The sequence below is a fragment of the Alteraurantiacibacter palmitatis genome (assembly GCF_037154115.1).
Classification (GTDB): Bacteria; Pseudomonadota; Alphaproteobacteria; order Sphingomonadales; family Sphingomonadaceae; genus Alteraurantiacibacter; species Alteraurantiacibacter palmitatis.
Genome location: NZ_JBANRO010000002.1, coordinates 1 through 22,935, shown reverse-complemented (window position 1 = coordinate 22,935; position 22,935 = coordinate 1). Strand labels below are relative to the sequence as shown.

Sequence of the window (22,935 nt, the reverse complement as noted above, 5' to 3'; positions counted from 1 at the left end):
ATTACCCTCACAACATCACTAGGGACCCCAGAAAACCATGGAACTCCATCTCGTCGACCCGGTACATCAAGCGCCGGTGCTCCCTCAGTCAAATATAGCGTCGGTGACTTCCGCACCCAAACGCACCTGGCAGAGGCGAACCAGCGACCTTTGCTACATCGCGCTGAAGGCCAGCGGCTTTATCGCCTCGAGCTATCTCATGGCCTTGGGCGCGCCGCTGCTGTTTTTTCTTGCCCTGTCGGGCGGGGACGCAGGGCTGCTGTTTGGGCAGATCGCCAACATCGCCGAGCGCTTTCTGGCGGCCGATCATGCCCGCCAGGCCGCATTCCTTGGCGAGGTCAAAGTGGTGCTCATCGGGCTCGCCACCCTGCTGATTGCCTGGCGCCTGCCACGCTTCCTGCGTGATTTGAACAACGAGCTTTCGGGAGAAAAGTCGTGAAGAACATATTGGCAACAAAAGACCTGCGCGGCAGGCTGCCCGCAATCAATCCGACTGCCCTCGTCCTCGGAGCAAGCATGATCGCCTCGACCCTCTGGGGCGTCTGGGCTACCGACGCGCTGCTCACCCTTCAGAAGCGCGAAGTGGTGACGGTTCAGCTGAGCCGCATCATGGGCGACTTCATCGAAGCCGAGGCGCGCGCGGGCCGCCCCCCTGAAGAGACGAAGCAAAACGTCGAGCTTTACCTGAAGGCGGTCGAAGCCTCGGTCGAGGCGCTGGGCCGTGACGGGCGCACCGTGCTGGTGGCCGAGGCTGTGGTGTCGGGCAGCGCGCCCGACCTTACCGAAAGTGTCCGCGCCGATGTGGCGCGGCGGGTGGCAGGCGTTCGCGATGCGCAGCCCTGACCTCCTGTCTCGTTCGGCCACAGCGCGCCGCTTTGTTCTCCTCGCAGGCCTTAGCGCAGGGGCACTCGCGCTCACGGCGCTCGGTGCCTTTGCCAAGGGCCATGCGCTGATGATCAATGTGAGCCCGAGCCTCCCCTATTGGGCATTCTGGACCACAAAAGGCGCGGTCCCGCAGCGCGGCGACATCATCCTGTTCGTCCCGCCACCCTCCCCGTTGCTCGAGGCGCATTTCGGCAAGGAGCCGAAGCCCTTCGGCAAGATGGTGAGCGGCGCGCCCGGCGATGTCGTGACCCGCAAGGACCGCGCTTTCTTCGTCAATGGACGCCTGGTGGCGACGGCCAAACCGGTTAGCCGCCGCGGCGAGGCGCTTGTCCTCGGCCCAACCGGAAGGGTGCCGAAGGGCTGCTATTTCGTGACTACGCCGCACAAGGACAGCTTTGACAGCCGCTATGCGGCGATCGGATGGGTCTGCAAATCACGCATCCTTGGGGTCGGGAGGCCGATTCTGTGAAAGCGCTCCTCTGCTCCGCAGCACTGTGCCTCGCCTGCAGCGCGCCTGCTGCCGCGCGCGACTACGGCCAGCACGGGACGCTTTGGCCGGTTATCGAGCCCGATCTCCTTACGCAGATCGAAGCGCGGCTGGTTCACCTTGAAAAGACGGGAGAGACCGCGCGGCTCAATGAGCAACTGAAGCAGCGCACGATCGCGCGGGTCAATCGTCCCGAGCCGGTCGCGGGTATCACGAACGCCGTAACCGCCCGTACGTGGGACTTCGATCCGACGATCAGCGCAGAACGCGATATTGGCGATGAGAAGGGCCGCATCATCATTGCGGCCGGCACGCGGGTCAATCCGCTTGATACGGTGCGCCTGCGCAGCTCCCTGGTGTTTCTCGATGGCGACGACCCGGCGCAACTCGCTTGGGCCAGTCAGCGCTATGGGACCACATCGGCCAAGTTCATTCTGGTGCGCGGCGCGCCGCTCGCGCTCATGAAAGCCCGCCAGCGCCGCTTCTACTTCGACCAGGGCGGCACCCTCGTGAAGCACTTCGGCATCCGTGCCGTTCCGGCCGTGGTCGAGCAGCAGGGCCGCGTGCTGCGCGTCAGCGAGGTCCCGCTCAAACCTCGGGAGCGCAAAACGTCATGACCCCCAGAAATCGTTTTCTCACATGGATTTGCAGCGCGCTCCTGATGCTGAGCCTCAGCGCGCCAGCCAGCGCGGATGCGGGCCCGGGCAAATGCACGGGCAAGTTCGTGAACCCGATCACCGACATCTGCTGGTCGTGCCTGTTCCCGATCTCGGTCGGCAGCCTCAAGATATGGCCATCGAACCGTCCGGACCCCGACAATCCCGATCTTCCGGTCTGCCTGTGCGGTATTCGGCCCGGTATCGCGATGGGCTTCTGGGAGCCCGTGCGCCTTGCCGATGTCAGCATGAAGCCGTGGTGCTTCGTCAATTTGGGCGGGATGAAGATCGATCCGGGGTTCGACATCGGATTCAAGACCATGGCCGGGCCTTCGGCGGTGGGCGGCTCGACGCAATACCATTCGCAGTGGCATGTCCACTGGTACGCCTATCCGCTCATCTACTGGATGGAGCTCGTCGCCGACTTCCTGTGTCTCGAGGCAGGGTCGGTCGACATTCTCTATGTGAGCGAGATCGATCCGCTGTGGCAGGACAGCGAGCTCACTGCGATCATCAACCCCGAAAGCGTGCTTTTCGCCAACCCGCTGGCGTTAGCTGCCTGCGCGGCCGATTGCGTCGCAGCCACCTCGAAGCTGCCGAGTGACGATCTGTTCTGGTGCGCCGGGTGCCAGGGAACGATGTACCCGCTCAATGGCAATGTCTCGGCGACGATCGGCCACGTGCAGGCGTCGCGGCTCGCCTTGTCGCGCTTCTCTTACAAGCTCCATCGCCAGCTCGTCGCCTGGGGCACGATGGGCAGCAAGGGCCTGTGCGGCAAGTATCTCATGCCGGTGATGAGGAAGCAGCAATACCGCTTCCAGGCCACCAACCCCAATCCGCAGACCAAGGGCCGCTATGCCTGCGCGCCGATTGGCGCCTCCTCCACCTTCATGTCAGCAGGACAGGTCTATCCCGCGATCGGCGAGGACATGGGCTACCTGGTCTGGCGCAAACGGAACTGCTGCGCGCTATGAAAACCCCCTTCATATTTCCTGTACTTACGATTTTCGTAAGCCTCGCGGCCATTGCCGGGGCCGCCACACAGTCAATTGAACCCGAGCTTGACCTCGCAGCCATTCGCGCGAAGGCTGAGATCAATGCGGGCGAGGCAGAGGCGCTGGCGGCCATGGCACAAGCGCGGGCCAAGGCCCTCATGGAAGAGGCCGATGCCAATGCGCGCGGCGCGCAGACGCATGGCCAGGCCTACACGCAGGCGGCGCGAGCGGCAGCAAAGCCCCCCTCGCAGGACACCTTCGATTTCGACCGCATGGTGGTCGATGCCGGAGCGATGGCGACAAGCGATCTCGGTGAAGCACCGCGCTTCATAGCCTTTGCATCGCTGTCAATGCCGCCGGCTGCTCTCAAACAGATGATCCGGGACGTGAATGCTGCAGGCGGCGTGGTCGCGCTCCGCGGCTTTCCGCAGGGCAGCGCCAAGGCCTTTACTGAGGCGCTCGGCCAGCTCGCGCTCGATCAGGACACGCTGGGACAGGTGGGAATCGACCCGCGCCTATTCCGCGCCTTCAACGTGACGGCGGTCCCGACCTATGTGGTCGCGAGCAGCGACTTTGATCTGTGCGACGGGTTCGACTGCCAGACCACCGTGCCGCCACATGATCGCATCAGCGGCAATGTGAAACCCGCCTTCGCGCTCGAGACCATCGCACGCGGGCAAGGCCCGGCGGCGCGCATTGCATCCCAATATCTTGGCCGTCTTGAAAGGACCGGACAATGACGCGCAGGCTCATCATCAGTCTTGCCGCCCTCAGCGCTTGGCTTGCACCCGCCGCACAGGCCCAGACCGCGCCACAGGGTCCCATCACCACAGAAGCGGCCAAGGCAGAAGGGAAGGCCTTTGGCCGCGAGCAGGCTGGCGCTGCGCAAAGCGCGGCCACCGCCCGCCCCGACGCCGACCGGATCCCGAACTTCAGCAGCGCCCCCGCTGAAGCGCGCTATTTCGATGATCCGGCGCGCATGGAGCGTGACGCGGCAAGCCAGGCGAATGCCAACACCGGCTATCGCACCATGCGCGATTCCATGGAGCGGCGCGCGCGCTTCACGCCCGAGGACCTCGATGCGGTTGTTGCTCGCAGCGGGCAAATCAGCGCCGACCCGCTTGCCTTTACCAGCGGCATGAGCGTCAGCGGCTCGCAGGGCCGCTGCGTCCCGCTGCCCCCTGGCAGCGGAACGGGCGCGCGGTACATGGCAACCTGCAATGTCGGCTACACGGCAAGCGAGGAGACGCGCAGTTGTGCGATCCCGCTCAACGTCGCGGTCGAGACACAGACCCGCTACATCTATTGGTGCAGCGAATTCGGCTCGGGCTTTGAGGAAGATTGCACTCGGTTCCATGCGGCGAGCTGCGAGCGGACGAGATTTATCGAAGGTCCTTGCCTGCAATGGGGCGACTTCGGCCCACCGCGCTTTTGTGCCGAGCCCGGGAACCCCATCAGTGTCATGTCCTGCCCCGCCTCGGTTACAGGCGGCGAACTCCAGAACATCGTAGCGACGCGGAACGTCACCACCAGTCGCGATGAAAGCCGCTGCGCCGGCCTAGTAGCGGATGCCAGCTGCCGTGAGGCCATCGAGACCTGCACTGACAGCGATCCGGTCACCCGGATCATCGATGGCGTTGCCGTGACACAGCCCTGCTGGGCGTGGGAGCGGCAGTTCACATGCGCCCAGTTTGTCGAAGCACAGGACTGCCAAACCCTCGAGACGACCCCGGGCTGCGCGCTGGTCGGCGAGGAATGCCTGTCGGGCGAGCCCTGTCGCACGTGGGAGCGGGTCTATGATTGCCCGGTTCCCGACCAGCCAGGTAGCCCCAACCAGTTCATATGTGATGGCGACGTCTATTGCATCGACGGTTCATGCGAGACGATCGAGCGCGAGGCGAACGACGAGTTCAAGGATGCCGTCGTCGCATTGAATGCGATGGACCAGGCCCGCCGCGAGCTCGATCCCGACACGCTCACATTGTTCAAGGGGACCCGCAATACCTGCTCGTCCAAAGTCTTCGGCGTGCTCAATTGCTGCAAGGGCAAGGGCTTTCCGCTTATCCCCGGGATCCAGCTTCTGGTGAGCCTTGGCTGCAGCCGCGAGGAAATGCTGCTGCATGAACGCGATGCCAAGGGCCTGTGCGCCTATGTCGGCACCTATTGCTCGGACAGCTTTCTCGGCGTCTGCCTGACCAAGAAAAAGGCCTATTGCTGCTTTGAATCCAAGCTCTCGCGGATCCTTCAGGAGCAGGGTCGCAGGCAGCTGAACAAGCCGTGGGGCAAACCCAAGACCGAGCAATGCCGCGGCTTCACGCTCGACGAGTTTTCCCGGCTCGATCTCAGCCAGATGGATTTCAGTGAGGTCTACGCCGAGTTCACCGAGGCTGCCCGTCTGCCCGACGAGCTCACAGCAGCCAGCGATCTCCAGCAAAAAATCGAGGACTACTATGCCCGTGCCAGCAATTAGGGCCGCCTTGCGGCCGCTCGCCACCTGCATCGCTCTGCTTGCCGTCGCGGCGACGCCGCTGCGGGCCGAAGAACAACCAACAGTGCAGACCGGAGAGCAACAGGACAGCTTCTACTGCCAGGAGCGCAAGCTCGGCTACTGGTTCTACTGCGCCAGACCCAAGGCCGAGAAGCCCCAGAAGGAAGACCTGCAGCAACCGGAAAGTGCGACCGAACAGCTCGATGCTGTGACCGCAACCTTGCGGGAGCTCAAGGCCAAGGCGATCCTCGAGCCGACCCCGGCGAATGTGACCGCCTACATCCGCTTTCAGCGTGAACAACTCGACCGGGCATCGCTGTTCAGCGATGTCTGGCAGCGGGCAATCTGGCAGGATCCCGAGCTCGATTACACGCTGCAGCGCCCGGTCTCGACGCTCGGCAAGCGGCAATGGCAGGATGATCGCAACGCGGAGCGCGATGCCGCGATGGCCCGGCTCTCACAGCGCTACGGGCTGTTCTACTTCTTTGCGCAAAGCTGCGGCGCCTGTGAGGTCATGTCACCGATCGTTCAGGGCGTGGCTTCGCGCTGGCGCATCACCGTGAGGGCGATCTCGACCGATGGCGGTCCGTCGCGCCATTTCCCCGGATACACCGTCGAGACCAACCAGCGCGCGCGGCTCGGGCTCGAGCCGAAGATCACCCCCGCGGTCGTGCTGTGGGACGCCGAGAAGGGCCGCCCCATCCCGATCGGCTACGGGGTGATGAGCGCCGATGAGCTCCAGGACCGCATCTATCTCCTCACATCGAAGGAAGCTGGCCGTGACTACTGAAACATCGCGCCAATCAAAAAGCAAGGGACCTCTGGGCCGCGAGCGCGGCACCCCCAGCCATGGGATGAAGTCCCGAGCTCTTTCGGCACTGCTTGCCGTCACCCTGCCCCTCACAAGCGCGTCGGCCGATGTCGGAAGCTCGATGGACGCGTTCCTCGACGACGTCGGCGGGGCGTCCAACGTCACGGGTCCGACCGCCTTCGAAGGCCAGTCAGCCGGTTACTACAGCCTCGGCAATGTCTGGACGCGCTTTCCGCAAAAGACGACCAGCATCGCCAATCTGCAATTGCCGCGAGCGCGCGCCGGCTGCGGCGGCATCGACATCTTCGCCGGGTCCTTCAGCTTCATCAATGCCAGCGAGATCGTGGCGATGATGAAGGCGGTCGCCAACAATGCGGTCGGGTTCGCCTTCAGCCTCGCGATCGACACTGTTTGCCCCGAGTGCTCGAAGATCATGCAGGAGTTTGCCCAGAAAGCGCAGCTCATGAACAACCTCAACATCAACTCATGCGAGATGGCGCAGGGTCTGGTGGGCGGGATCTGGCCAAAGGGCGACCTTGCGGACAAGGCAATCTGCGAAGCGATCGGCAACTCCGAAGGCATCTTCACCGACTACGCGGCTGCTAAGCATGGCTGCGGCACCAGGGGGCAGCGAGCCAGCACCACGGCGCAGGGTTCGGGCAAGTATGACGACGTCAATCCGGGCGTCGCCCGAAACTACACATGGACGATCCTCAAGAAGTCGGCGTTCTTCTCGCCGGGCGGCAACTTCGACCGCGAACTCGCTGAATATGCGATGACGCTGCTCGGCACGATCATCTACATCCCGCCTACCGACGATCAGCCGGGCAAGTTCGTGCCGATCGCGGGCGATGCCTCTTCGACGCTCGTAACCTCCCTGCTCGACGGGACGAGCGGCAGCAATGTTCTCATCTATGACTGCGACGAGCCCGACAAATGCCTCGATCCCGGCTTCAAGCCATTGAGCCTTTCGGCTTCCAAAGCGCTGCGACCGCGTGTCTCAGCGCTGATCGCCGGGATGGTGGACGCAATCCGCGAAGACACCCCGATCACCGAGGCGCAGAAGGAACTGCTGCAGGTCGCTTCGATCCCTCTCTACAAGATCCTCACCGTGCAGGCCGCCTATGGCCGCGGCATGCCGACTGACGACCGCGAAACGCTCGCCGAGATCGCGAGTGTCGACCTGTTGTTCGCGGTGCTCGACCGGATCGTGAGTGAATCCGGCCGTTCGATGTCGAGCTTCATCGGCGCCGACGAAGCCAAGATCGCGATGTGGCAGGGACAGGTCAACGTTGTGCGGCAGGCGCTCGCAGACCGGCAGGCCAACACGCACCTCAAAGTCGGCGCGATCATGCAGATCATCGAAAAGACCGCCTTCATCGAGAATGTGCTCGCCGCCTCGATGTCGCCCGGCATGTCGGCTTCGCTCGACTGGTCGCGCGGCGTGCAGTCGCGCGCGCTCTCCCAGTAATTCCTACACCCAGCCGCAAGGCCGCCTCGCGAGGAGCGCAGCACGATGGTCGAGATTTTCACGGTTGGCGGCGGCGATTACCTCGTCAATGTCTTCCAGGCGGTGGCGGCCTGGACCGGCAACGGCGGCTACAAGAGCCTGCTGCAGGTTGTGATGGTGATGGGCCTGGCCCTGTCGGCGATCACGCTGGCGTTCAACCAGGACTGGCGTGCATGGATCAACTGGTTCCTTGGCGCGACGCTGATCTATTCCTGTCTGATGGTGCCGCGGCTCGATGTGCGCGTCACCGACCGGATCAATCCCGGCCTGGCACCAGCCACGGTCAGCAATGTGCCGCTCGGCCTTGCGCTGATGGCGAGCTTCACTAGCCAGATCGGCGACTACCTGACAGGCTCGGCCGAGGTCGTGTTCGCCCTACCCGGCGATCTCAACTACTCGAAGAACGGGATGATCTACGGCGCGCGGCTCTATGACGCGACGCGCTCGCTGCGCATCTCCGATCCGGAATTCGCGGCCAACCTCGATGAGCATTTCCGGCAATGCGTCTTCTACGATGTGCTGCTGGGCCGCTACTCGATGAAGGAACTGGCCGAGAGCGGCGACATCTGGTCGACGATAGCGCCGGGCAGTCAGGCGCGGGCGCAGCGCTTTCTCACGCGTGATGCGGGAACGGGCGCGGTGACCGCCAACATCGTCACTTGCCGCGAGGCCTATGGCGCGCTCAATGCCCAGTGGGCGAGCCTCGTCGACAGCATGGGGACCGTGTTCGGACGTCAGCTTTACCCCAACCAGACAGCGACCCTCGCCAAGGCCAAGCTGTTTGCCGACCTGCCGGTCGCCTACCAGTACCTGACCGGTGTCTCGTCGAGTGCGACCGATATCTTCAAACAGACGCTCACCATTAACGCGATGAGCCAGGCAATGCATTCGATGTCGGCGGCAACCGGTGCCGGGAATGTCGACGTCTATGCCCAGACCCGCGCCGACATTCAGACCGAGCGCACCTATGGCTCGATTGCCAGCAATGCGATGAAGTGGGTGCCGCTGCTCAATATCGTGCTGACGGTGCTGTTCTACGCGCTGTTCCCCGTGCTCTTCCCGCTGTTCCTGATGCCGAAGACCGGACCGATGGCATTGAAGGGCTACATCACCGGCTTCTTCTACCTTGCCGCGTGGGGTCCGCTGTTCGTGATCCTCCATATGATGCTCATGGTCAAAGGATCGGCCGACATGACGGCGGCGACCGGCGCGAATGGCATCAGCCTCGCAAGCTTCACCGGCATGGCCGACGTCAACAGCGATATCGGCCTTCTGGCAGGCTACTTGATCGCCTCGGTGCCGTTCCTCGCGGGCGGCGTGGCCAAGGGCGCGATGGCGATCTCGCATCATGCGACGAGCTACCTCAATCCGAGCCAGAACGCGGCGGAGGAGGCCGCGCGGGAAGCAAGCACCGGCAACGTCTCGCTAGGCAACACCAGCTTCGAGAATTCGAGCGTGCTCACCCGCCAGTTCGCGCAAGGGACCGTGGCGCCCAGCTTCACCTATGGCGCACCGCAGACGCGCACGGTCAGCGACAGCGGCGCGGTGACCACCAGCTTCGGGCAGGCAAGCTATGATCAGCTTCCGAATTCGAGCTATCCCTTCACCCCAACGCTGGGGCAGGAATTCACATCGCGGCTGTCGACCATGGCTTCGCAGGCGCGTGCCAACAGCGAGAGCTATGCCAACGTCGCCGCGGAATCGACGAGCAGTGCGGTGAGCAGGTTCCGTGAGCTCAGGGACCAGTTCAGCAGGGGCAATTCCTTCGAGAGCGCCACCGGCTCGTCGACCTCGGACAGCATCCAGACCGCTTACAGCGAAGTCGATCAGGCTTCGACCAACCTGCAGCGGCAGTTCGGGCTATCGCGCAGAGCAGCCGATGACATAACCGTTTCTTGGTTCCTTAATGGAGAGGCTGGCGCGAGCGCCGGTCTCACAAATGGAGTCGCATCGGCGAAGATTGGAGCCAAAGGTGGTCGGAACCAATCGTGGACGGACAGTGATGTGGGTATCGCTTCGGAGGACCGTTCGCGGATCTTCGGTAGCCTTTCCCAGATGTCGGATAGCCGAAACTGGTCGAGCGCTCGCGACGGGTTCGTCCGCTCGGTGAGCACGTCGTCAAGCTCTTCGACCTCGACCACCGCGAGCGGACTGAATGCCTCTCTGACAGAGGCGCAAAGCTACACGGTAGAGGCACGCCGGGCTGAGGAGCTTGCCAATCGTCTCGAGAGCCAGGCGTCGTTCTTCGAAGGCGACAGTGCAGCTGGCAATCTCAACCTGTCGCAAGCATATCGAGACTGGGGCTTGGCAGAGATCGAGGGCAATCGCGACTTCTACGGCAACGCGCGGTTCGACGACATCGCTTTCCAGCTGAGCCCGGACGGCCAGGCACTGCAGGGCAAATTCATTGAAAGCTACGCCGAGGAACTTCGCGACGGCATCGAAGATCGCCTTGTTCTACCCGCAGGACAGTCCATTTCTCGCCCATCGATATCTGGTCCAGGCTCCGTGCGCGGGCGCGCGCAAATCGGCGGGGGAGTATCAACGGACGTCCCCAAGGTGGAGACAGTTACCATCAAAGATGAGGTGCAGCGCGCTCAAGCTGGCGGTCGCCAGATGATAGAAGGACCGAGATCGCGCTTGGAAGCTATCACTAAGCGCGCCAAGGGGGCGAGTGTGGAGGCCGCAGACGATGTGAAGGAGTGGTAGCGATCAGGCCTTGATGAGGTCCCAGTAAACAACGAAGGCAGCAAAAAGAACCAAAATGGCGATGCAGGCGATGGTCAATGCCCGCGACAACGGATCAGCCCATGCCTTCCTAATCCGATACGCCGTAAGGCGATTTTCGCTTAGGGCCTGATCGACTTCGGACAGCCCATCCCACTTGCAGGTTTCGCGAGCCTTCTCTGCATCGATGTCGAAATTGGTCATGATGGCATTCATCCCGCTTCTCCTTGGAACATAGAGGAAACACTCGGGCGGGGCTAGAAAAATTCGACAGTTGCCCATGGATGCCCGGCGAACCGGAGCTTTCTCTCCTCTTGGCGCTGGCCGGGAAGCTGCGGTCCAAGCCAAAAGCCTAGGCCCGCGATCGTTAGCCTGATGCCTCCGGACGGCTGCTTCGTCGGTATGAGAGAAGGCGAGATAATCGCCCTTTGCTGGCCGCCCAACAACCTCGACAGATATCTCGTTCGGCCCAGACTCATGCCATTGACCAAAAGGGATCGCTCACCGGACACTTTTGGGGGAACGGAGGTCAGACCCCCCTCCCCTCCGCAAATCCGGCTTGCCCGCTCTCTCATTAAGGTGGTACGCTTTACTTTCTCACACAGGGGCCTCATCCGTTACAAATGACCACCACTCTCATCGGATATGCCCGCTGCTCGACCGACAAGCAGGATCTGACGGCTCAGCGCCGGGCGCTCATCGAGCTCGGCGTGCCCGAGGACCGCATCTACACCGACCACGGCCTGACCGGCCGCAATCGCGATCGCCCCGGCCTCGCCCAAGCGCTGGCCGCGGTCCGCGCCGGCAAGACGCTGGTTGTGCCCAAGCTGGATCGTCTCGCCCGGTCGGTGCCCGACGCGCGCGCGATCGCCGATGAGCTGGAAAAGTGCGGGGTGAGCCTCGCGCTTGGCAAGCAGGTCTACGATCCCAATGATCCGATGGGCCGGATGTTCTTCAACATCCTCGCCACCTTCGCCGAGTTCGAGAGCGATCTCATCCGCCTGCGCACCCGCGAGGGAATGAAGATCGCCCGCGACAAGGGCAAGCTCCGCGGCAAGCCGCCCAAGCTATCTGACCTCCAGCAGCGCGAGCTGCTCAAGATGCACGCGACCGGCGAATACTCGATCAGCGACCTCGGCAAGCTCTTCAAGGTCTCGCGGCCGACCGTGTATCGGACGATCAAACGCGGTGGAATTTGAACGAGCTGTCTTCGGGCGAGCTAAGAGGCGCCAGGCCAATGATCATTTCGTCACGATCTCCATCAGCTTGTTGTAGCTGTCAGCTACCCCGTACCGGACGTTAGGCGTCGGGTTCGATTCCGCCAGCTTGGCGAAGAACTTCTTGGCGCAGTCGATTTTCGCCCGTTCGAGATCTCGAAGCACGAGCGACGACATCGAGCCTTTGGTTTCAGCGACGAAATAGATGTGCTTCACGGCGCCGGCGCGAAACACGATGGCCCAATCGGGATTGTAGTCGCCCACAGGGGTCGGGATGAGGAAGCCGCGTGGTAGCTTCGCATAGACCTCGACCTCCGCACTTGTATCCAGCTCCCCGACGAAGTCGCGCTCGACCCCTGAGTCTGTGATGCAATAGTCGAAGACGTGGTTCTTGAGCCGCTCGGTCGCCCGGGAGAAATCCTGGCCGATCTCAGCTGCGGTGAAGATATCGGCGTCATAGCGCTCATCGATCGGATCGTAGACGAGCTGCTCGATCAGGTGTCCAGCCTTCTGTTCCTTGATCAGCCGCGCCGCCTCAGAAATGAAGTGCTCGGGATTGGCGCGATATTGGTCGAAGATCGCAGGCTCGATGCCTGTGAGGATCTGGGCCACGGTCTGCCGCAGGAGGTCGGTCGCGTCTGAGACTTTCCCCAAAAGATCGTACCTCACCGCCGACCGGGCCGACGCGGCCTGGACGGTTTCGTTGCGCGTGACGGTAAAGCCAGTCCCATCCCGCAATTGCTCATCGGAGACCTTGTCCGACTGGATCCCCGTCTGCACAGTGTATTGCAGCTTGGTCACGCGCAATTCGCTGTTGAGTGCACTGATACATTTCTGGATCAGTTCCGCAGTGTCGAACTCCACGCGGTAGACGGCTTTGCGGTTGATCCGGCTCCAGAGTTCCTGGAACGCGCCCTTGTGAAAATTGTCGTTCAGCGGGTTTCGCTTGGGCTTCCGTCCGTCCTCGAACTTGGGAAGAGCTGCATCGCTGTAGACGCTGTCGATCAGGCTGAAGACCTCAGCTTGGTACGGGACCAGATCGTCATGCAGCACAGCCAAAGTGCCCTCGGCCTTCGCGGTATAATAGGTGTCCGTGATCTGATCTGCGTCGTCGATGTAGTCGTGCTTGATCAGGTAGCGGTGAATCTGCGTCGCCATCTGGTCGGTAACAGTCACGGGCCCTTCCGGCGTTTGCAGCTGTTTGCCCACGAAGAAGGCTTGGCTGGCCTTGCGCGGCCGGGCGGAGAGGCTTTCGGCGATCTCCTTCTGCAGTCCCGCGACGAAATCGGTGTAGCTTTCGCTCGCGATCACCGAGAGAATATTGATGTCGTGGACGGTCGCGGGATGATCGAGCCGATCGCCAAACCGGTCTACGGCCAGTCGGAGACCGCGCCCCACTTCCTGCCTGCGTGAAACCGTGTTTTCGCTGTGCTTGAGCATGCACATCACGAACACGTTCGGATTGTCCCACCCTTCCCTCAGCGCGGAATGGGAGAACAGGAACCGGACGGGTTCATCGAAGGAAAGCAGCCGCTCCTTGTTCTTCAGGATGAGGTCATAGGCATCGCTATCATCGGAATCCGTTGACCGTGCACCAACCTCGGGGTCCTTCAACCGCTTGGTCTTCTTATCGATCGAGAAATAGCCATCGTGTGTCTTGGCTACCGGGATCGCCTCGAGGTGCTTTCGCCAAGCAGCCTCATCGAGCGGAAGCTCCGCGAGCACGTTCGCAACAGCCTCGGCATATTCTTCCTCGAACATGCGGGCGTATTCGCCGTTCTGATCGTCGCGGCTGTAGTCGCGATACCTGGCCACCTCGTCGATGAAGAACAGCGACAACACCTTGACCCCTTGGGCGAAGAGCTGACGCTCCTTTTCGAGATGGGCACGGATCGATTCGCGGATCTGAATCCGGCGGATGTCCCGCTCCGAGAGGTCGCCATAAGCCTCCCCGGCCTTAAGCGTGATCCCATTGGTGAACTCGACGGTATCGGCGGTGGCATCGATCTGCGACACGACGAAATCGCGGTACTGGTCGAGCCCGCCTGATAAATCGTAGAGGTCATCGCGGAACTTCAGCCGTTTCAGCCGGCGCTTGATCGTTCCAGTGGTATCCTTGATCTCCATCTCCAGGCGGGCGAAAGGCCCGCCCTTGCCGCGACCGACCGTCTCAATCCCCTCGAGATAGAGATAGGCCGTCGTGCCGGTCAGTCCCTTCAGCGCAATACCCCGGACCTGGATCTTCTTCACCAGCTTCTGGTTGTAGGCGTCCAGCGCATCGAGCCGGTGGATCTTGGTGTGCTCGGTCCGGTGCGTTGCCGAATACCGCATGATGAACAGAGGGCGGAACTTGGGAAGGGCTTCGACCGTGGCCTTGCCTTCCATCTTTTGCGGCTCATCGAGGATCAGGATCGGCCGGTTGGCGGCGATCACATCGATCGGCTTGCGTGACTGGAAGTCATCGAGGGCATCATAGATGCGGCGGTTATCCTTGCCGCTGGCGTTGAAGGCCTGGATGTTCATGACCATCACGTTCAGTCCGGCATCGGACGAGAAGCTCTCGAGCTCGTGCAGTCGCTTCGAGTTGTAGATGAAGAAGCGGGCCTTCTTCCCATAGGTCTCGGTGAAGTGCTCAGCTGTGATCGAAAGCGACTTGGCCACACCTTCGCGGATGGCGACGCTCGGGACGATAATGATGAACTTCGACCAGCCATAGCGCCGGTTCAGCTCGAACATCGTCTTGATGTAGCAGTAGGTCTTACCGGTCCCCGTTTCCATCTCGACATCGAGATGAAGCGGTGCGGCGGCGACCATGTTCTTGAGATAGGCAGCCGAAGCGGGCACCGCCCTGCCCTTCGCATCCCGCGTGACGAAGCTGGTCAGGGATGGTGACTGCGGGAGATTTTGGCGGCGCTGGACCGTGTTGATGTTCGTCAGCAGCTGGGCGTCAGTGAGCGCAATATCCGGATTGCGGAACCCTTCGTCGTCAAAAGCCTCTGCCTGGTTCCGTTTGCCCGGGTCGATCCTATAGGCTGGGCCGACGCTGAAGGGCTGGCCTGCAAAGCAATCGACCACCGCGTCGACGGCCATGGTTTGGTAGGGCTGAACCTTGAATTTGAGCTTCATTTCAGCCCGCCCTCTTTCGTAAAATTCTTTCGTGGTTTCGTACTTTCATTCAAAGAATGTTCGGCGTTTGTCCGCAGCTTCCACTGAGGCGCGGAACGCGGACCATCATTGAAAATGATGTCTTTTTTCCGCAACCCTGAAAGCAAATTTCCGATCTTGTCGTGCCTTTGCTTCGGGCTCAGGGCCTCCCCCAGCTTGTCATCCAAGAGGCTGTCGATGTCCTTACGAGAGGCAGTGCCGAACTTGCTGAGAAAGCTCAGCACCATTTCCTCGTAGTGAGCATCGTTAAACGACCTTTGCTTGATATATTCCGCCTTGGTTGCCGTTGCGGCGGCAATCTTGCCCGACACAAATATGTTCGGTTTGCGCCCTTCGATGAGCCCTTGGCGACGCAGGCGTCGTAGAGCGTCATCAGTTATCTGAAGCTTTTTCTGGACCCGGTCGAGGTTGACGACGTCCTCCAGATCGAGGTCAGTCTGCTGCATCAGCAAGCGGCTATAGGCCGGGTCAACGACCCGTCCATGGATTGTGAGCCGGACCGCAGTCGGGTCGCTCACATCGAAGTCGGGCAGCGGGAAGAACCGGCGTCGCTGGGCTTCATAGATGCGCTGGATTCCATAACCCATCTGATCGATCATGTTCAGTTCGGCCATTGCTTGAACCAGCCAGTTGTTGCGATAGCGGCGCGGCGTAGACCGGACACCGGTGGCGTAATCTGGATGTCGCGGAAGGTGATGCTGCTCGTTCCGTCTAGAACCTGCTTCTTCGTGGCCTGCAGGTGCTCGGAACCTTCCTTGTAGGTTGTGCCCACCACCCGGCGGGTTTTGTTATCCACCCCGAACACAATCCAGGCGCGATCCCTGCCGCGCAGGTTCGCCTCATTGGCCAGGGCCGAGAGGTATTTGCCCAAGTCGGTCGCGGAAAAGCTATCTTTGCCGCGCTTGAACTCCACCACCTCATCCTCCCAATTGGCGATAAGCTGGGCGAGCAGAGAAGTGAGCGCGGCCTGATCCATCGCTCAGATGGCCTTCAGTTCGGTGCCCGGCGAGAGCTGGCGGAAGAGCTGCTCGGCGTTGATGCGATCGGCATCGCGGGCGAAGCTGGTGTCACGGAACACGGCGCGCAGCGGCGCGCGGGCGGCGATTTCCTTTACCAACTCGTCGGTGACGCCAGTGTCGAAGCAGGCAATCAGGGCATTGCCGTCCACCGAGTAGACGGTCTTGTCATGTAGCGTTTCGCGGTTGATCGACAGGGTCAGTTCCACGCCCCAATCGAGCAGCACCTGGAACAGCAGGTCCTCGCCGGTGCGATCCGGCTTCACGCTGTCGACCTGCCCGAAGAGCTCGTCCTGGCTCACCTCGTCAGGACGGTAGTAGACGTCGCTCATATTAGAGCTGTCGATCTTGAGCACACGAAAGCCGACGTCTCGGTTCCAGTCTTTGTGGCATTCCCCTTCAATCACGCTAGAACCCGCTCGCCGGATCCTCTCCTTAGACATCTCGGACAGAACTGGCTCTAGCCCGTTCTCGCGACACAACTGAGCTGCAGCTTTTCCCTCTTTCGTCGAAGCATTGATCTCCTCAGGGAGCTGCACCATGATAAACTTGCGGCTCCCGCCATCGGCAGCGTTCTGCGCCAACACGGCATGTGCGGTAGTGCCCGAGCCGGCGAAGAAATCTAGTACGACCCCATCTCGCGAGTTGTTCGCCCACTTGATTAGCTGGGTGATGAGCCGGACCGGCTTCTTTCCGCTAGGGAAAGGCATTCCGCCTTCCTTCGCCACATTGCCCATGTCCTGGTGGAAGCCCTTCCAGAGATCGCCACGTATCACGCTTCGGCCAAACCTTGGCTTGTAGTCATCTGACATCCGAAAATTCAGGGAAAGTGGCATGAGGGCCTGCAACGTTCCGTTAGACAGGGTCGTCAGAAAGTAAGTTCGATGATCGACCTCAAAGGGGACCCATCGCCCGACCTGCGTTATCTGCCCCTCTGCAGAAACTGGCGGCCTATCGACACGAGCAATCTGTTGAAGATGTGCCTCGATAAACGCGTTAGCGGCAGGCGACATCGCTAAAAGCTTGTCTATGTTCTTGATGCTGAACGAGCCGCGATCCATGAGCTTGTATCGTTCGATATCGGCAAGAATTTGCGGGTCCGCAGAGAGCTCATCTGCAAGTGAACCTATCGAGCCATCGTCATGCATGAACACAGAATAATGTGTGTCAAAAGACGAGATTCCATCGAGTAGGGGTATGTGCCTTAGTTGGTCAAACTTTTCAGATTTGCGATATATGTGCACAAACTCAACGTTCTTGACGATCTGACCTTGCTGAGCGTTAACCGTTTTCGGGCCAGAGGTCGTCGACATCTCGACTGCCACGGTATCGATGAAATTTTGCTCGCCAAATACTTCATCAAGCAACCTCTTGAGATTGGCGGATTCATTATCATCGATCGACGCAAATATTGCTCCATCGGATGCGAGCAAATTTCTCGCTAACTTTAGACGAGAGTACATCATGGACAGCCAATCGGAATGAAATCTCCCGTTGCTATCGGTGTTAGCGATCAGCTTTCCGTCATCTCCAGCTTGATTTGATCTGACGAGGTATTCCCGATAATCCTCCGCGAAATCATCTTCGTAGATGAAATCGCTGCCTGTATTGTATGGCGGATCGATGTAGATCAGCTTTATCTTACCAAGATAGCTCTCCTGAAGTAGCTTCAAAGCATCAAGGTTATCGCCTTCGATGAAGAGGTTCTGGGTGGTGTCGAAGTCCACGCTCTCCTCGCGGCAAGGCCGCAGGGTCTTGGCGATGGGGGCGTTGGCAGTGAGAAGCGCCTCGCGCTTACCAGGCCAGTCAAGCCGATAGCGCTCCTGCGGGCCCTCCACGATATGATCCGAAAGCGTCTGGCGCAGCTGATCGAAATCCACGGCGAGCCGGATATTGCCCTGCTCGTCAACGGCTTCCGTTACGCAATCAGGGAAAAGGGCGCGGATCTTGGCAACATTGTCCTGAGACAGGTCAGGGCTGTGCATTTTCATCTTGTCCATGGCCCGATTTCCTAGCGGGCAAGGCAGCTTTTGTCGAACGGACAGCGGCACTTGATGGGCAAATGAGGAGCGGGCAGCCGTTGGGCTGCCCGCTCAATGGGTGGAGGAGGATACCACCGATGCGGCTACACCAGTCCCGACCGCCCACACGGTTTCGATGAAATGAGGGACGAACTTGACCAGATTGGCACTGCAACGATTTACTACACGGACTTTCGAAATAGAATTCTTCAGTTTTTTGCCCATAGCCTTCTCCTTAAAAAACTTGCTTCCGAGGAAGCGAAAGATTGAAAGAAAGGCAATCAGGACTAGTGCAGCCGCCGGATTCGAACCGACTCCAACCCCCGAAGTGGAAGAAGTTGGTTTTTATTATACACAAGTTACGAAAAAGCGCAACAATTTACTGCGGCGGTCAGGTTCGCAGCGCGTCGAGCTTCGCTTTCGCCGCACGAAGCGCCGCGTTGACCTCAATCTTGCGGTTGAACTGCTTCTCCCTTGCCAGAGCATTTTCGAGGCGCGTGATCTCGCGTTCGATCTGTGCGGCCTCTTCCGCCCGGGCAACACGCACCGCAATCGGCTCGTCGTCGCTTCGCCGGGGCGGTAGCAGAGGCTCGAGCAGCCGCGCATAGAGCGTGCCCATGTCCAGCGCGGTGGGCAGAGCCTGACGCGGTGCGTCCCCCGCTTCCCAAGCGGTGAAGGCGTGCGTTGCTGTGACCCACTTGCCCGCCTCCGCCTGACTGGGGCGCTTCCACGCCATTGCCATCCGAGTGCGCCCGGCATGGTTGAGTTCGAGGATCAAAGGCCGCGGAATGGCCTTCTCGATCGCCACCAGCACCGCCGGTTCGACGTCCGGCGCATGGAGGTCTATCGCAATGACGGCTATTTCCTCGACGTCTGCCGACGGTCGTAGATTCAACCGATCCGCGCGAAGCACGTGGGTCCACTCCATGCGCTCGACCTGATCGACGAATTTGGCCTGCATCGCGCGCGGAACCTGCGCGGCGCCGTATATCCGGCTTTTCGGGATTGCGCGGCCAAATGCAGTTCGCGGCGGCCACGCGTAGAGGGTCACGAAGCAGCTCCGGCCTCTGGCTGCTCCACCACGACGAAGGCGATCAGCTCAAAGTCTTCCAAACCGCGGATGGTGTGGGAGAGCGCAGTGGTGGCGCCGGTCGAGAACAGGCTGTCGAGATCCCGCTCCTCCTTGGCGTCGATCATGGCGCGGATTGCGGCGTTGAGCAGCTGGGACGGCCCGCTCATATCCTGACCGTCAGCCGTTCGGGTATTAAACGGTCGAAATGCAAGCGGGACCGGTGCTGTCACGCCTTTCGCCGCAGTCCGCACCAGATCGAGCAGACGCTTCACCTGGGTCTGATCGGCGACGACGCTCCCATCATTGCCCATGTAGATCAGATAGTAGGGATGCAAACGGTTCTGCCGATTGGCAAAGGCATCACCGCCCGCGGCCTTCAGCGCGAAGATAATGCCCGGCTCCAGCCCCTTCGCAGGTTCAGCCGGGACCACGGCGTGGAGTCCCTTTGGCGTCGAGGCGAGGTCGCCGTGCTCTTTCACGTAGTTGAGCAGGTCCATGCGGAAATCGTTCAGGCCCAGGTCCGTGATCGAAATGCCGGTGCGGACATCCTCGAACTCGATGACCTCTTCCTGCAGCCGGCGCAGCTGCTCGCGGCGATAGGCTGTGTCGCTCGCCTTGGCGGTCAGCACATTGTCATCGCCGGTCGCGGTAACGTCGGCGATGATCATCCGGTTTTCGACGCGCTCCTTGAGCTTGATGTAATCGTCGAGGGTGATGTCCGGCCAATAGTTCGCCAGCTGGATCTGCGCATTGGGCGAGCCGATGCGGTCGATCCGCCCAAACCGCTGAATGATCCGGACAGGGTTCCAGTGAATATCGTAGTTCACCAGGAAGTCGCAGTCCTGCAGGTTCTGGCCTTCCGAGATGCAGTCGGTGGCGATCAGAATGTCGATCTCACCCGGCTCATCGGGCATGATCGCCGCCTTCTCCTTTGAGCGCGGCGAGAACAGGGTGAGCAGCGTCTGGAAGTCATATCCCCTTCCGAGAGTGGATTTGGGGGCGTCCGATCCGGTCACGCGCCCGGTGTGCAGGCGGTGCTGCGCCAACATCTCCGCTGCAATCTGGTCATAGAGGTAGTTCGCCGTATCCGCGAAGGCGGTGAAAATGATCACCTTACGGTTGCCGGAGTTGATCGGCCGGTCCAGCTTATCCGCGATCAGGCTCTTCAGATGCTGAAGCTTCTTGTCATGCTCAGGCGTGATGCGGGTCATTTCGCCGAGAAGAGCATCAATCAGGGCGAGATCTGCTTCAAGATCATGTGCGAAGCCGGGCACGTCCATGTCCGCAAGATCGATCCGGACCTTGCCGCCGACACGGTAGGCCCCGAACCCCTCCAGCTCATCGTCTTCTGCCTCGAGTGTTTCTATGTCGTCAGCATAGTCGATGATCGAGCTGGTGCTACGGCCCGAACCGTAGTCTTCGACCACATCCAACGTTTTGCGAATGTTGTCCGCCAATGAGCCCAAGGTCAGCCGGAACGCATGGATTGAGCTTTCAAGGCGCTTCAGCAGGTTGACCGTCATCAGGGCCTGCAGGCTCTTGTCGCGGTCAGCCTGCCGCAGCTTCCCGCCGCCGCTTGACACGTCGGTATCGTACAGCGCCTCATACTTGGCGAGGCGGCTCGGCAGGATGTAGCTGGTGGGCGCGTAGACCGAGAGCTTGAGCAGCGTCAGCTGCGCAACAATCTCGTTGAGATCCATCGCGCCTGGGACGTCGGTCAGCGGCGGCCGGAAGGACAACGGCTTCCGGCGCTCCGGGAAATGGCCAATGTCTGTCATGTCGTAGAAGGTGGTGATATGCTTGCGCGAGCGAGCGATCGTCACGCTGTCGAGCAGCTCGAAGAAGTCGAAGTCGAGCTCTGTCAGGATCGTCTCGGCGGTCCTTTGCTCAGGCGGCAGTTTCGACCAGCGATTGAAAGCAGCCTGCGCCCGGCGGAAGATTTCCTCGACGCTGGCGGTGGTGTTCAGCTTCTCCGACAGCGTGTCGGAGTGGCCTTCATAAGCCAAGGCCAGCTGGTTGCGCAGATCATTGAACCGGTTGTTCACCGGTGTCGCAGAAAGCATCAGCACCTTCGTTTTCACGCCGGCCCGGATGACCTGGTTCATGAGCTTCTGGTAGCGGGTCTCTTTTTCCTTGAACGCATCGTTGTTCCGGAAGTTGTGGGATTCGTCGATCACCACGAGATCGTAGTTGCCCCAGTTCACCCGGTTGAGCGGAATGCCGTTGGATGAGCCCGAGGTGCGGGACAGGTCCGTGTGGCACAGGACGTCGTAGTTGAACCGATCGCGCGCGAACGGATTGGTTTTCAGGTTGGTGCTGTAGTTCAGCCAGTTATCGGTCAGCTTCTTCGGGCACAGCACGAGAACCGAACGGTTCCGCAGCTCATAGTATTTGATCACTGCTAGTGCGGTGAACGTCTTCCCCAAACCGACGCTGTCCGCCAGGATGCAGCCGTTGAAGGTTTCGAGCTTGTTGATGATCCCGGTCGCCGCATCGCGTTGGTAGTTGAACAGCTTCTGCCAGACGAGGCTCTCCTGATAGCCCGTCCGGTCATTGGGGAGAACGTCCTCGTCGATATCCTCCAGGAACGCATGGAAGATATTGTAGAGCATGATGAAATAGACGCGCTCGGGCGAATTCTCCCGGTAGACCGAGGCGATGTGGTCGCAGATCGCGTCAGTGACGTCTTCCACGCGCGACGGGTCGGACCAGATGGTGTCGAAGAGCTGGATGTAGCTCTGGGTGTGCATCGCCTCGTCGAAGCGGTTCACGAAATTGGAAACAGCATTGCCCTGCGCATAGCCGAGGTCGACCGCCGTGAACCCCGATAAAGGCATGTAGGCGACGCTAGCCGGCGCTCCGTCGACCGAGAGAAACTGCTGCATTGGGGCCGAGGACGCATTGGATTTGAAGCGCGCCTTCTTGCGGATCCATTCGGCGCACTCCCGCGCGATCGCCCGCTGTGTCAGCCGGTTCCGGAGCTGGATCTCGAACTCTGAACCGGAAAGACCGGCTACTCGCCTAGATTTTGGGATGAAAAACTCGCGGCGTTCGCGAGCTTTCCCGTCAGTGGCACGCTCGGCGGTGAACGTCTGCTCGGTAAACAGAAATTGCAGATCTTCGATCTGCTGAAGCTCCTTGCGCAGAGCCTCGAACGCAAAAATTGAAAAGCTCGATGCGGCAATGCGGAGCCGCTGGCCGCGTTTGATGTCTTTCTTGAGCTCTTCTCCGAGCAACACGTTGATGTTATCAATGATTTGCACAGCGGGCGGGATACCTCAAGTTCTTGCCCGCTTAAACCATGAACTGAGTCCGTCACCACACTCACACCCGCTCCCGCAGCGGGGCATGCTCATCCCGAGCAACCCCTAGCGCTCGGGACGTGGCGGAACCTTGGCAACCATCAGACGACATGCGAGCACACGTTCGCCCCAGCGGGTCGAAAAGGCGTCGGACACCTCAAACCAGCTACCATCCCCGCCGGTCCCGTGATGGACACCCATACAGGAACACTGGCACTCATGTCCCTTAGCGTTCTGGCACGACGGTGAGCAGATTTCCTGTTCGCGATAAGGCTGGATCACGTAGAGGCGGCCATGTTTCTGAAGCGCACGATTCACGAAGTCATCAAACCAGGCTTTCGGAATCTCCCAGAACTTGTGCGACGCGATCCAGCTCGGCGTCGTCCGACGCGCATTCTGCAACCACTGGTGGTTGTCGCTATTGAACGGCAAGCGCACCCGCAGGAGTTCGCCTTTACCCGTCCGTCGCAGAATGACCGGAATTTCGTCCTGATTCCAGATTGCTTGTGGTCTGAGCCCGAAGTTTCTACCAGCTACGAGTAGAGCCTTGAGCCGTTATGATGCCCATCGCTGGGCGTGATGG

General features: G+C 60.6%; 19 protein-coding genes. 11 read left to right on the top strand and 8 right to left on the bottom strand.

Annotated elements, in window-relative coordinates; all coding sequences use genetic code 11:
• Nucleotides 1-37: 37 nt before the first annotated feature.
• The 10 genes from WFP44_RS02145 to WFP44_RS02100 all read left to right on the top strand — a co-directional run bounded on the left by WFP44_RS02145 (nucleotide 38) and on the right by WFP44_RS02100 (nucleotide 10,541).
• Nucleotides 38-439 (top strand): hypothetical protein, encoded by a 402-nt coding sequence (locus tag WFP44_RS02145; RefSeq protein WP_336924703.1) that lies wholly within the window; start codon nucleotides 38-40, stop codon nucleotides 437-439.
• Complete coding sequence (locus tag WFP44_RS02140) at nucleotides 436-843, top strand: type-F conjugative transfer system protein TrbI (protein WP_336924702.1); 408 nt, start codon at nucleotides 436-438, stop codon at nucleotides 841-843. The genes WFP44_RS02145 and WFP44_RS02140 overlap by 4 nt, the downstream gene beginning before the upstream one ends.
• Entirely contained in the window at nucleotides 830-1,354 is a 525-nt protein-coding gene (locus tag WFP44_RS02135) for a S26 family signal peptidase (protein ID WP_336924701.1), read from the top strand. Before WFP44_RS02140 ends, WFP44_RS02135 begins: the two co-directional genes overlap by 14 nt.
• A complete protein-coding gene (gene traW, locus WFP44_RS02130) occupies nucleotides 1,351-1,989 on the top strand; it encodes a type-F conjugative transfer system protein TraW (RefSeq protein WP_336924700.1) in 639 nt (212 codons plus the stop codon). Before WFP44_RS02135 ends, traW begins: the two co-directional genes overlap by 4 nt.
• A complete protein-coding gene (gene traU / locus WFP44_RS02125; RefSeq protein ID WP_336924699.1) occupies nucleotides 1,986-3,002 on the top strand; it encodes a conjugal transfer pilus assembly protein TraU in 1,017 nt (338 codons plus the stop codon). The genes traW and traU overlap by 4 nt, the downstream gene beginning before the upstream one ends.
• Complete coding sequence (trbC, locus tag WFP44_RS02120) at nucleotides 2,999-3,763, top strand: type-F conjugative transfer system pilin assembly protein TrbC (protein WP_336924698.1); 765 nt, start codon at nucleotides 2,999-3,001, stop codon at nucleotides 3,761-3,763. The genes traU and trbC overlap by 4 nt, the downstream gene beginning before the upstream one ends.
• Complete coding sequence (locus WFP44_RS02115) at nucleotides 3,760-5,493, top strand: conjugal transfer protein TraN (protein ID WP_336924697.1); 1,734 nt, start codon at nucleotides 3,760-3,762, stop codon at nucleotides 5,491-5,493. Before trbC ends, WFP44_RS02115 begins: the two co-directional genes overlap by 4 nt.
• Complete coding sequence (locus WFP44_RS02110; protein ID WP_336924696.1) at nucleotides 5,474-6,301, top strand: conjugal transfer protein TraF; 828 nt, start codon at nucleotides 5,474-5,476, stop codon at nucleotides 6,299-6,301. The genes WFP44_RS02115 and WFP44_RS02110 overlap by 20 nt, the downstream gene beginning before the upstream one ends.
• A gap of 64 nt (nucleotides 6,302-6,365) precedes the next feature.
• Complete coding sequence (locus WFP44_RS02105; protein ID WP_336925026.1) at nucleotides 6,366-7,793, top strand: conjugal transfer protein TraH; 1,428 nt, start codon at nucleotides 6,366-6,368, stop codon at nucleotides 7,791-7,793.
• A gap of 45 nt (nucleotides 7,794-7,838) precedes the next feature.
• Nucleotides 7,839-10,541, top strand: a complete 2,703-nt coding sequence (locus WFP44_RS02100; protein ID WP_336924695.1) for a conjugal transfer protein TraG N-terminal domain-containing protein — start codon at nucleotides 7,839-7,841, stop codon at nucleotides 10,539-10,541.
• A gap of 3 nt (nucleotides 10,542-10,544) precedes the next feature.
• Here the strand turns inward: WFP44_RS02100 and WFP44_RS02095 are convergent, their stop codons facing one another.
• Nucleotides 10,545-10,775 (bottom strand): hypothetical protein, encoded by a 231-nt coding sequence (locus tag WFP44_RS02095; RefSeq protein ID WP_336924694.1) that lies wholly within the window; start codon nucleotides 10,773-10,775, stop codon nucleotides 10,545-10,547.
• 407 nt (nucleotides 10,776-11,182) lie between these two features.
• Between WFP44_RS02095 and WFP44_RS02090 the strand changes: the two genes are divergently transcribed.
• Nucleotides 11,183-11,758: a recombinase family protein gene (locus WFP44_RS02090; RefSeq protein WP_336924693.1), complete on the top strand. Its 576-nt coding sequence runs from the start codon at nucleotides 11,183-11,185 to the stop codon at nucleotides 11,756-11,758.
• Between the two features lie 42 nt (nucleotides 11,759-11,800).
• Here WFP44_RS02090 and WFP44_RS02085 read toward each other — a convergent pair whose 3' ends face one another.
• The 7 genes from WFP44_RS02085 to WFP44_RS02055 all read right to left on the bottom strand — a co-directional run bounded on the left by WFP44_RS02085 (nucleotide 11,801) and on the right by WFP44_RS02055 (nucleotide 22,790).
• Nucleotides 11,801-14,902, bottom strand: coding sequence for a type III restriction-modification system endonuclease (locus WFP44_RS02085; protein ID WP_336924692.1), 3,102 nt, complete (start codon nucleotides 14,900-14,902; stop codon nucleotides 11,801-11,803).
• Nucleotides 14,899-15,555: a hypothetical protein gene (locus WFP44_RS02080; protein ID WP_336924691.1), complete on the bottom strand. Its 657-nt coding sequence runs from the start codon at nucleotides 15,553-15,555 to the stop codon at nucleotides 14,899-14,901. The genes WFP44_RS02085 and WFP44_RS02080 overlap by 4 nt, the downstream gene beginning before the upstream one ends.
• Nucleotides 15,543-15,917: an ATP-binding protein gene (locus WFP44_RS02075; RefSeq protein WP_336924690.1), complete on the bottom strand. Its 375-nt coding sequence runs from the start codon at nucleotides 15,915-15,917 to the stop codon at nucleotides 15,543-15,545. The genes WFP44_RS02080 and WFP44_RS02075 overlap by 13 nt, the downstream gene beginning before the upstream one ends.
• Nucleotides 15,918-15,920: 3 nt before the next feature.
• Nucleotides 15,921-17,957: a site-specific DNA-methyltransferase gene (locus WFP44_RS02070; protein WP_336924689.1), complete on the bottom strand. Its 2,037-nt coding sequence runs from the start codon at nucleotides 17,955-17,957 to the stop codon at nucleotides 15,921-15,923.
• Between the two features lie 412 nt (nucleotides 17,958-18,369).
• On the bottom strand, nucleotides 18,370-19,029 hold the full coding sequence (locus WFP44_RS02065) for a DUF4391 domain-containing protein (protein WP_336924688.1): 660 nt from the start codon (nucleotides 19,027-19,029) through the stop codon (nucleotides 18,370-18,372).
• Nucleotides 19,026-22,313, bottom strand: a complete 3,288-nt coding sequence (locus tag WFP44_RS02060; RefSeq protein WP_336924687.1) for a helicase-related protein — start codon at nucleotides 22,311-22,313, stop codon at nucleotides 19,026-19,028. Before WFP44_RS02060 ends, WFP44_RS02065 begins: the two co-directional genes overlap by 4 nt.
• Before the next feature lie 105 nt (nucleotides 22,314-22,418).
• A complete protein-coding gene (locus WFP44_RS02055; RefSeq protein ID WP_336924686.1) occupies nucleotides 22,419-22,790 on the bottom strand; it encodes a hypothetical protein in 372 nt (123 codons plus the stop codon).
• Nucleotides 22,791-22,935 lie beyond the last annotated feature (145 nt).

Coding starts and splice junctions, on each gene's coding strand:
- WFP44_RS02145 (WP_336924703.1), top strand. CDS start 38: ATGGAACTCCATCTCGTCGACCCGGTACATCAAGCGCCGGTGCTCCCT.
- WFP44_RS02135 (WP_336924701.1), top strand. CDS start 830: ATGCGCAGCCCTGACCTCCTGTCTCGTTCGGCCACAGCGCGCCGCTTT.
- traU (WP_336924699.1), top strand. CDS start 1,986: ATGACCCCCAGAAATCGTTTTCTCACATGGATTTGCAGCGCGCTCCTG.
- trbC (WP_336924698.1), top strand. CDS start 2,999: ATGAAAACCCCCTTCATATTTCCTGTACTTACGATTTTCGTAAGCCTC.
- WFP44_RS02115 (WP_336924697.1), top strand. CDS start 3,760: ATGACGCGCAGGCTCATCATCAGTCTTGCCGCCCTCAGCGCTTGGCTT.
- WFP44_RS02110 (WP_336924696.1), top strand. CDS start 5,474: ATGCCCGTGCCAGCAATTAGGGCCGCCTTGCGGCCGCTCGCCACCTGC.
- WFP44_RS02105 (WP_336925026.1), top strand. CDS start 6,366: ATGAAGTCCCGAGCTCTTTCGGCACTGCTTGCCGTCACCCTGCCCCTC.
- WFP44_RS02100 (WP_336924695.1), top strand. CDS start 7,839: ATGGTCGAGATTTTCACGGTTGGCGGCGGCGATTACCTCGTCAATGTC.
- WFP44_RS02095 (WP_336924694.1), bottom strand. CDS start 10,775: ATGAATGCCATCATGACCAATTTCGACATCGATGCAGAGAAGGCTCGC.
- WFP44_RS02090 (WP_336924693.1), top strand. CDS start 11,183: ATGACCACCACTCTCATCGGATATGCCCGCTGCTCGACCGACAAGCAG.
- WFP44_RS02085 (WP_336924692.1), bottom strand. CDS start 14,902: ATGAAGCTCAAATTCAAGGTTCAGCCCTACCAAACCATGGCCGTCGAC.
- WFP44_RS02080 (WP_336924691.1), bottom strand. CDS start 15,555: ATGGCCGAACTGAACATGATCGATCAGATGGGTTATGGAATCCAGCGC.
- WFP44_RS02075 (WP_336924690.1), bottom strand. CDS start 15,917: ATGGATCAGGCCGCGCTCACTTCTCTGCTCGCCCAGCTTATCGCCAAT.
- WFP44_RS02070 (WP_336924689.1), bottom strand. CDS start 17,957: ATGGACAAGATGAAAATGCACAGCCCTGACCTGTCTCAGGACAATGTT.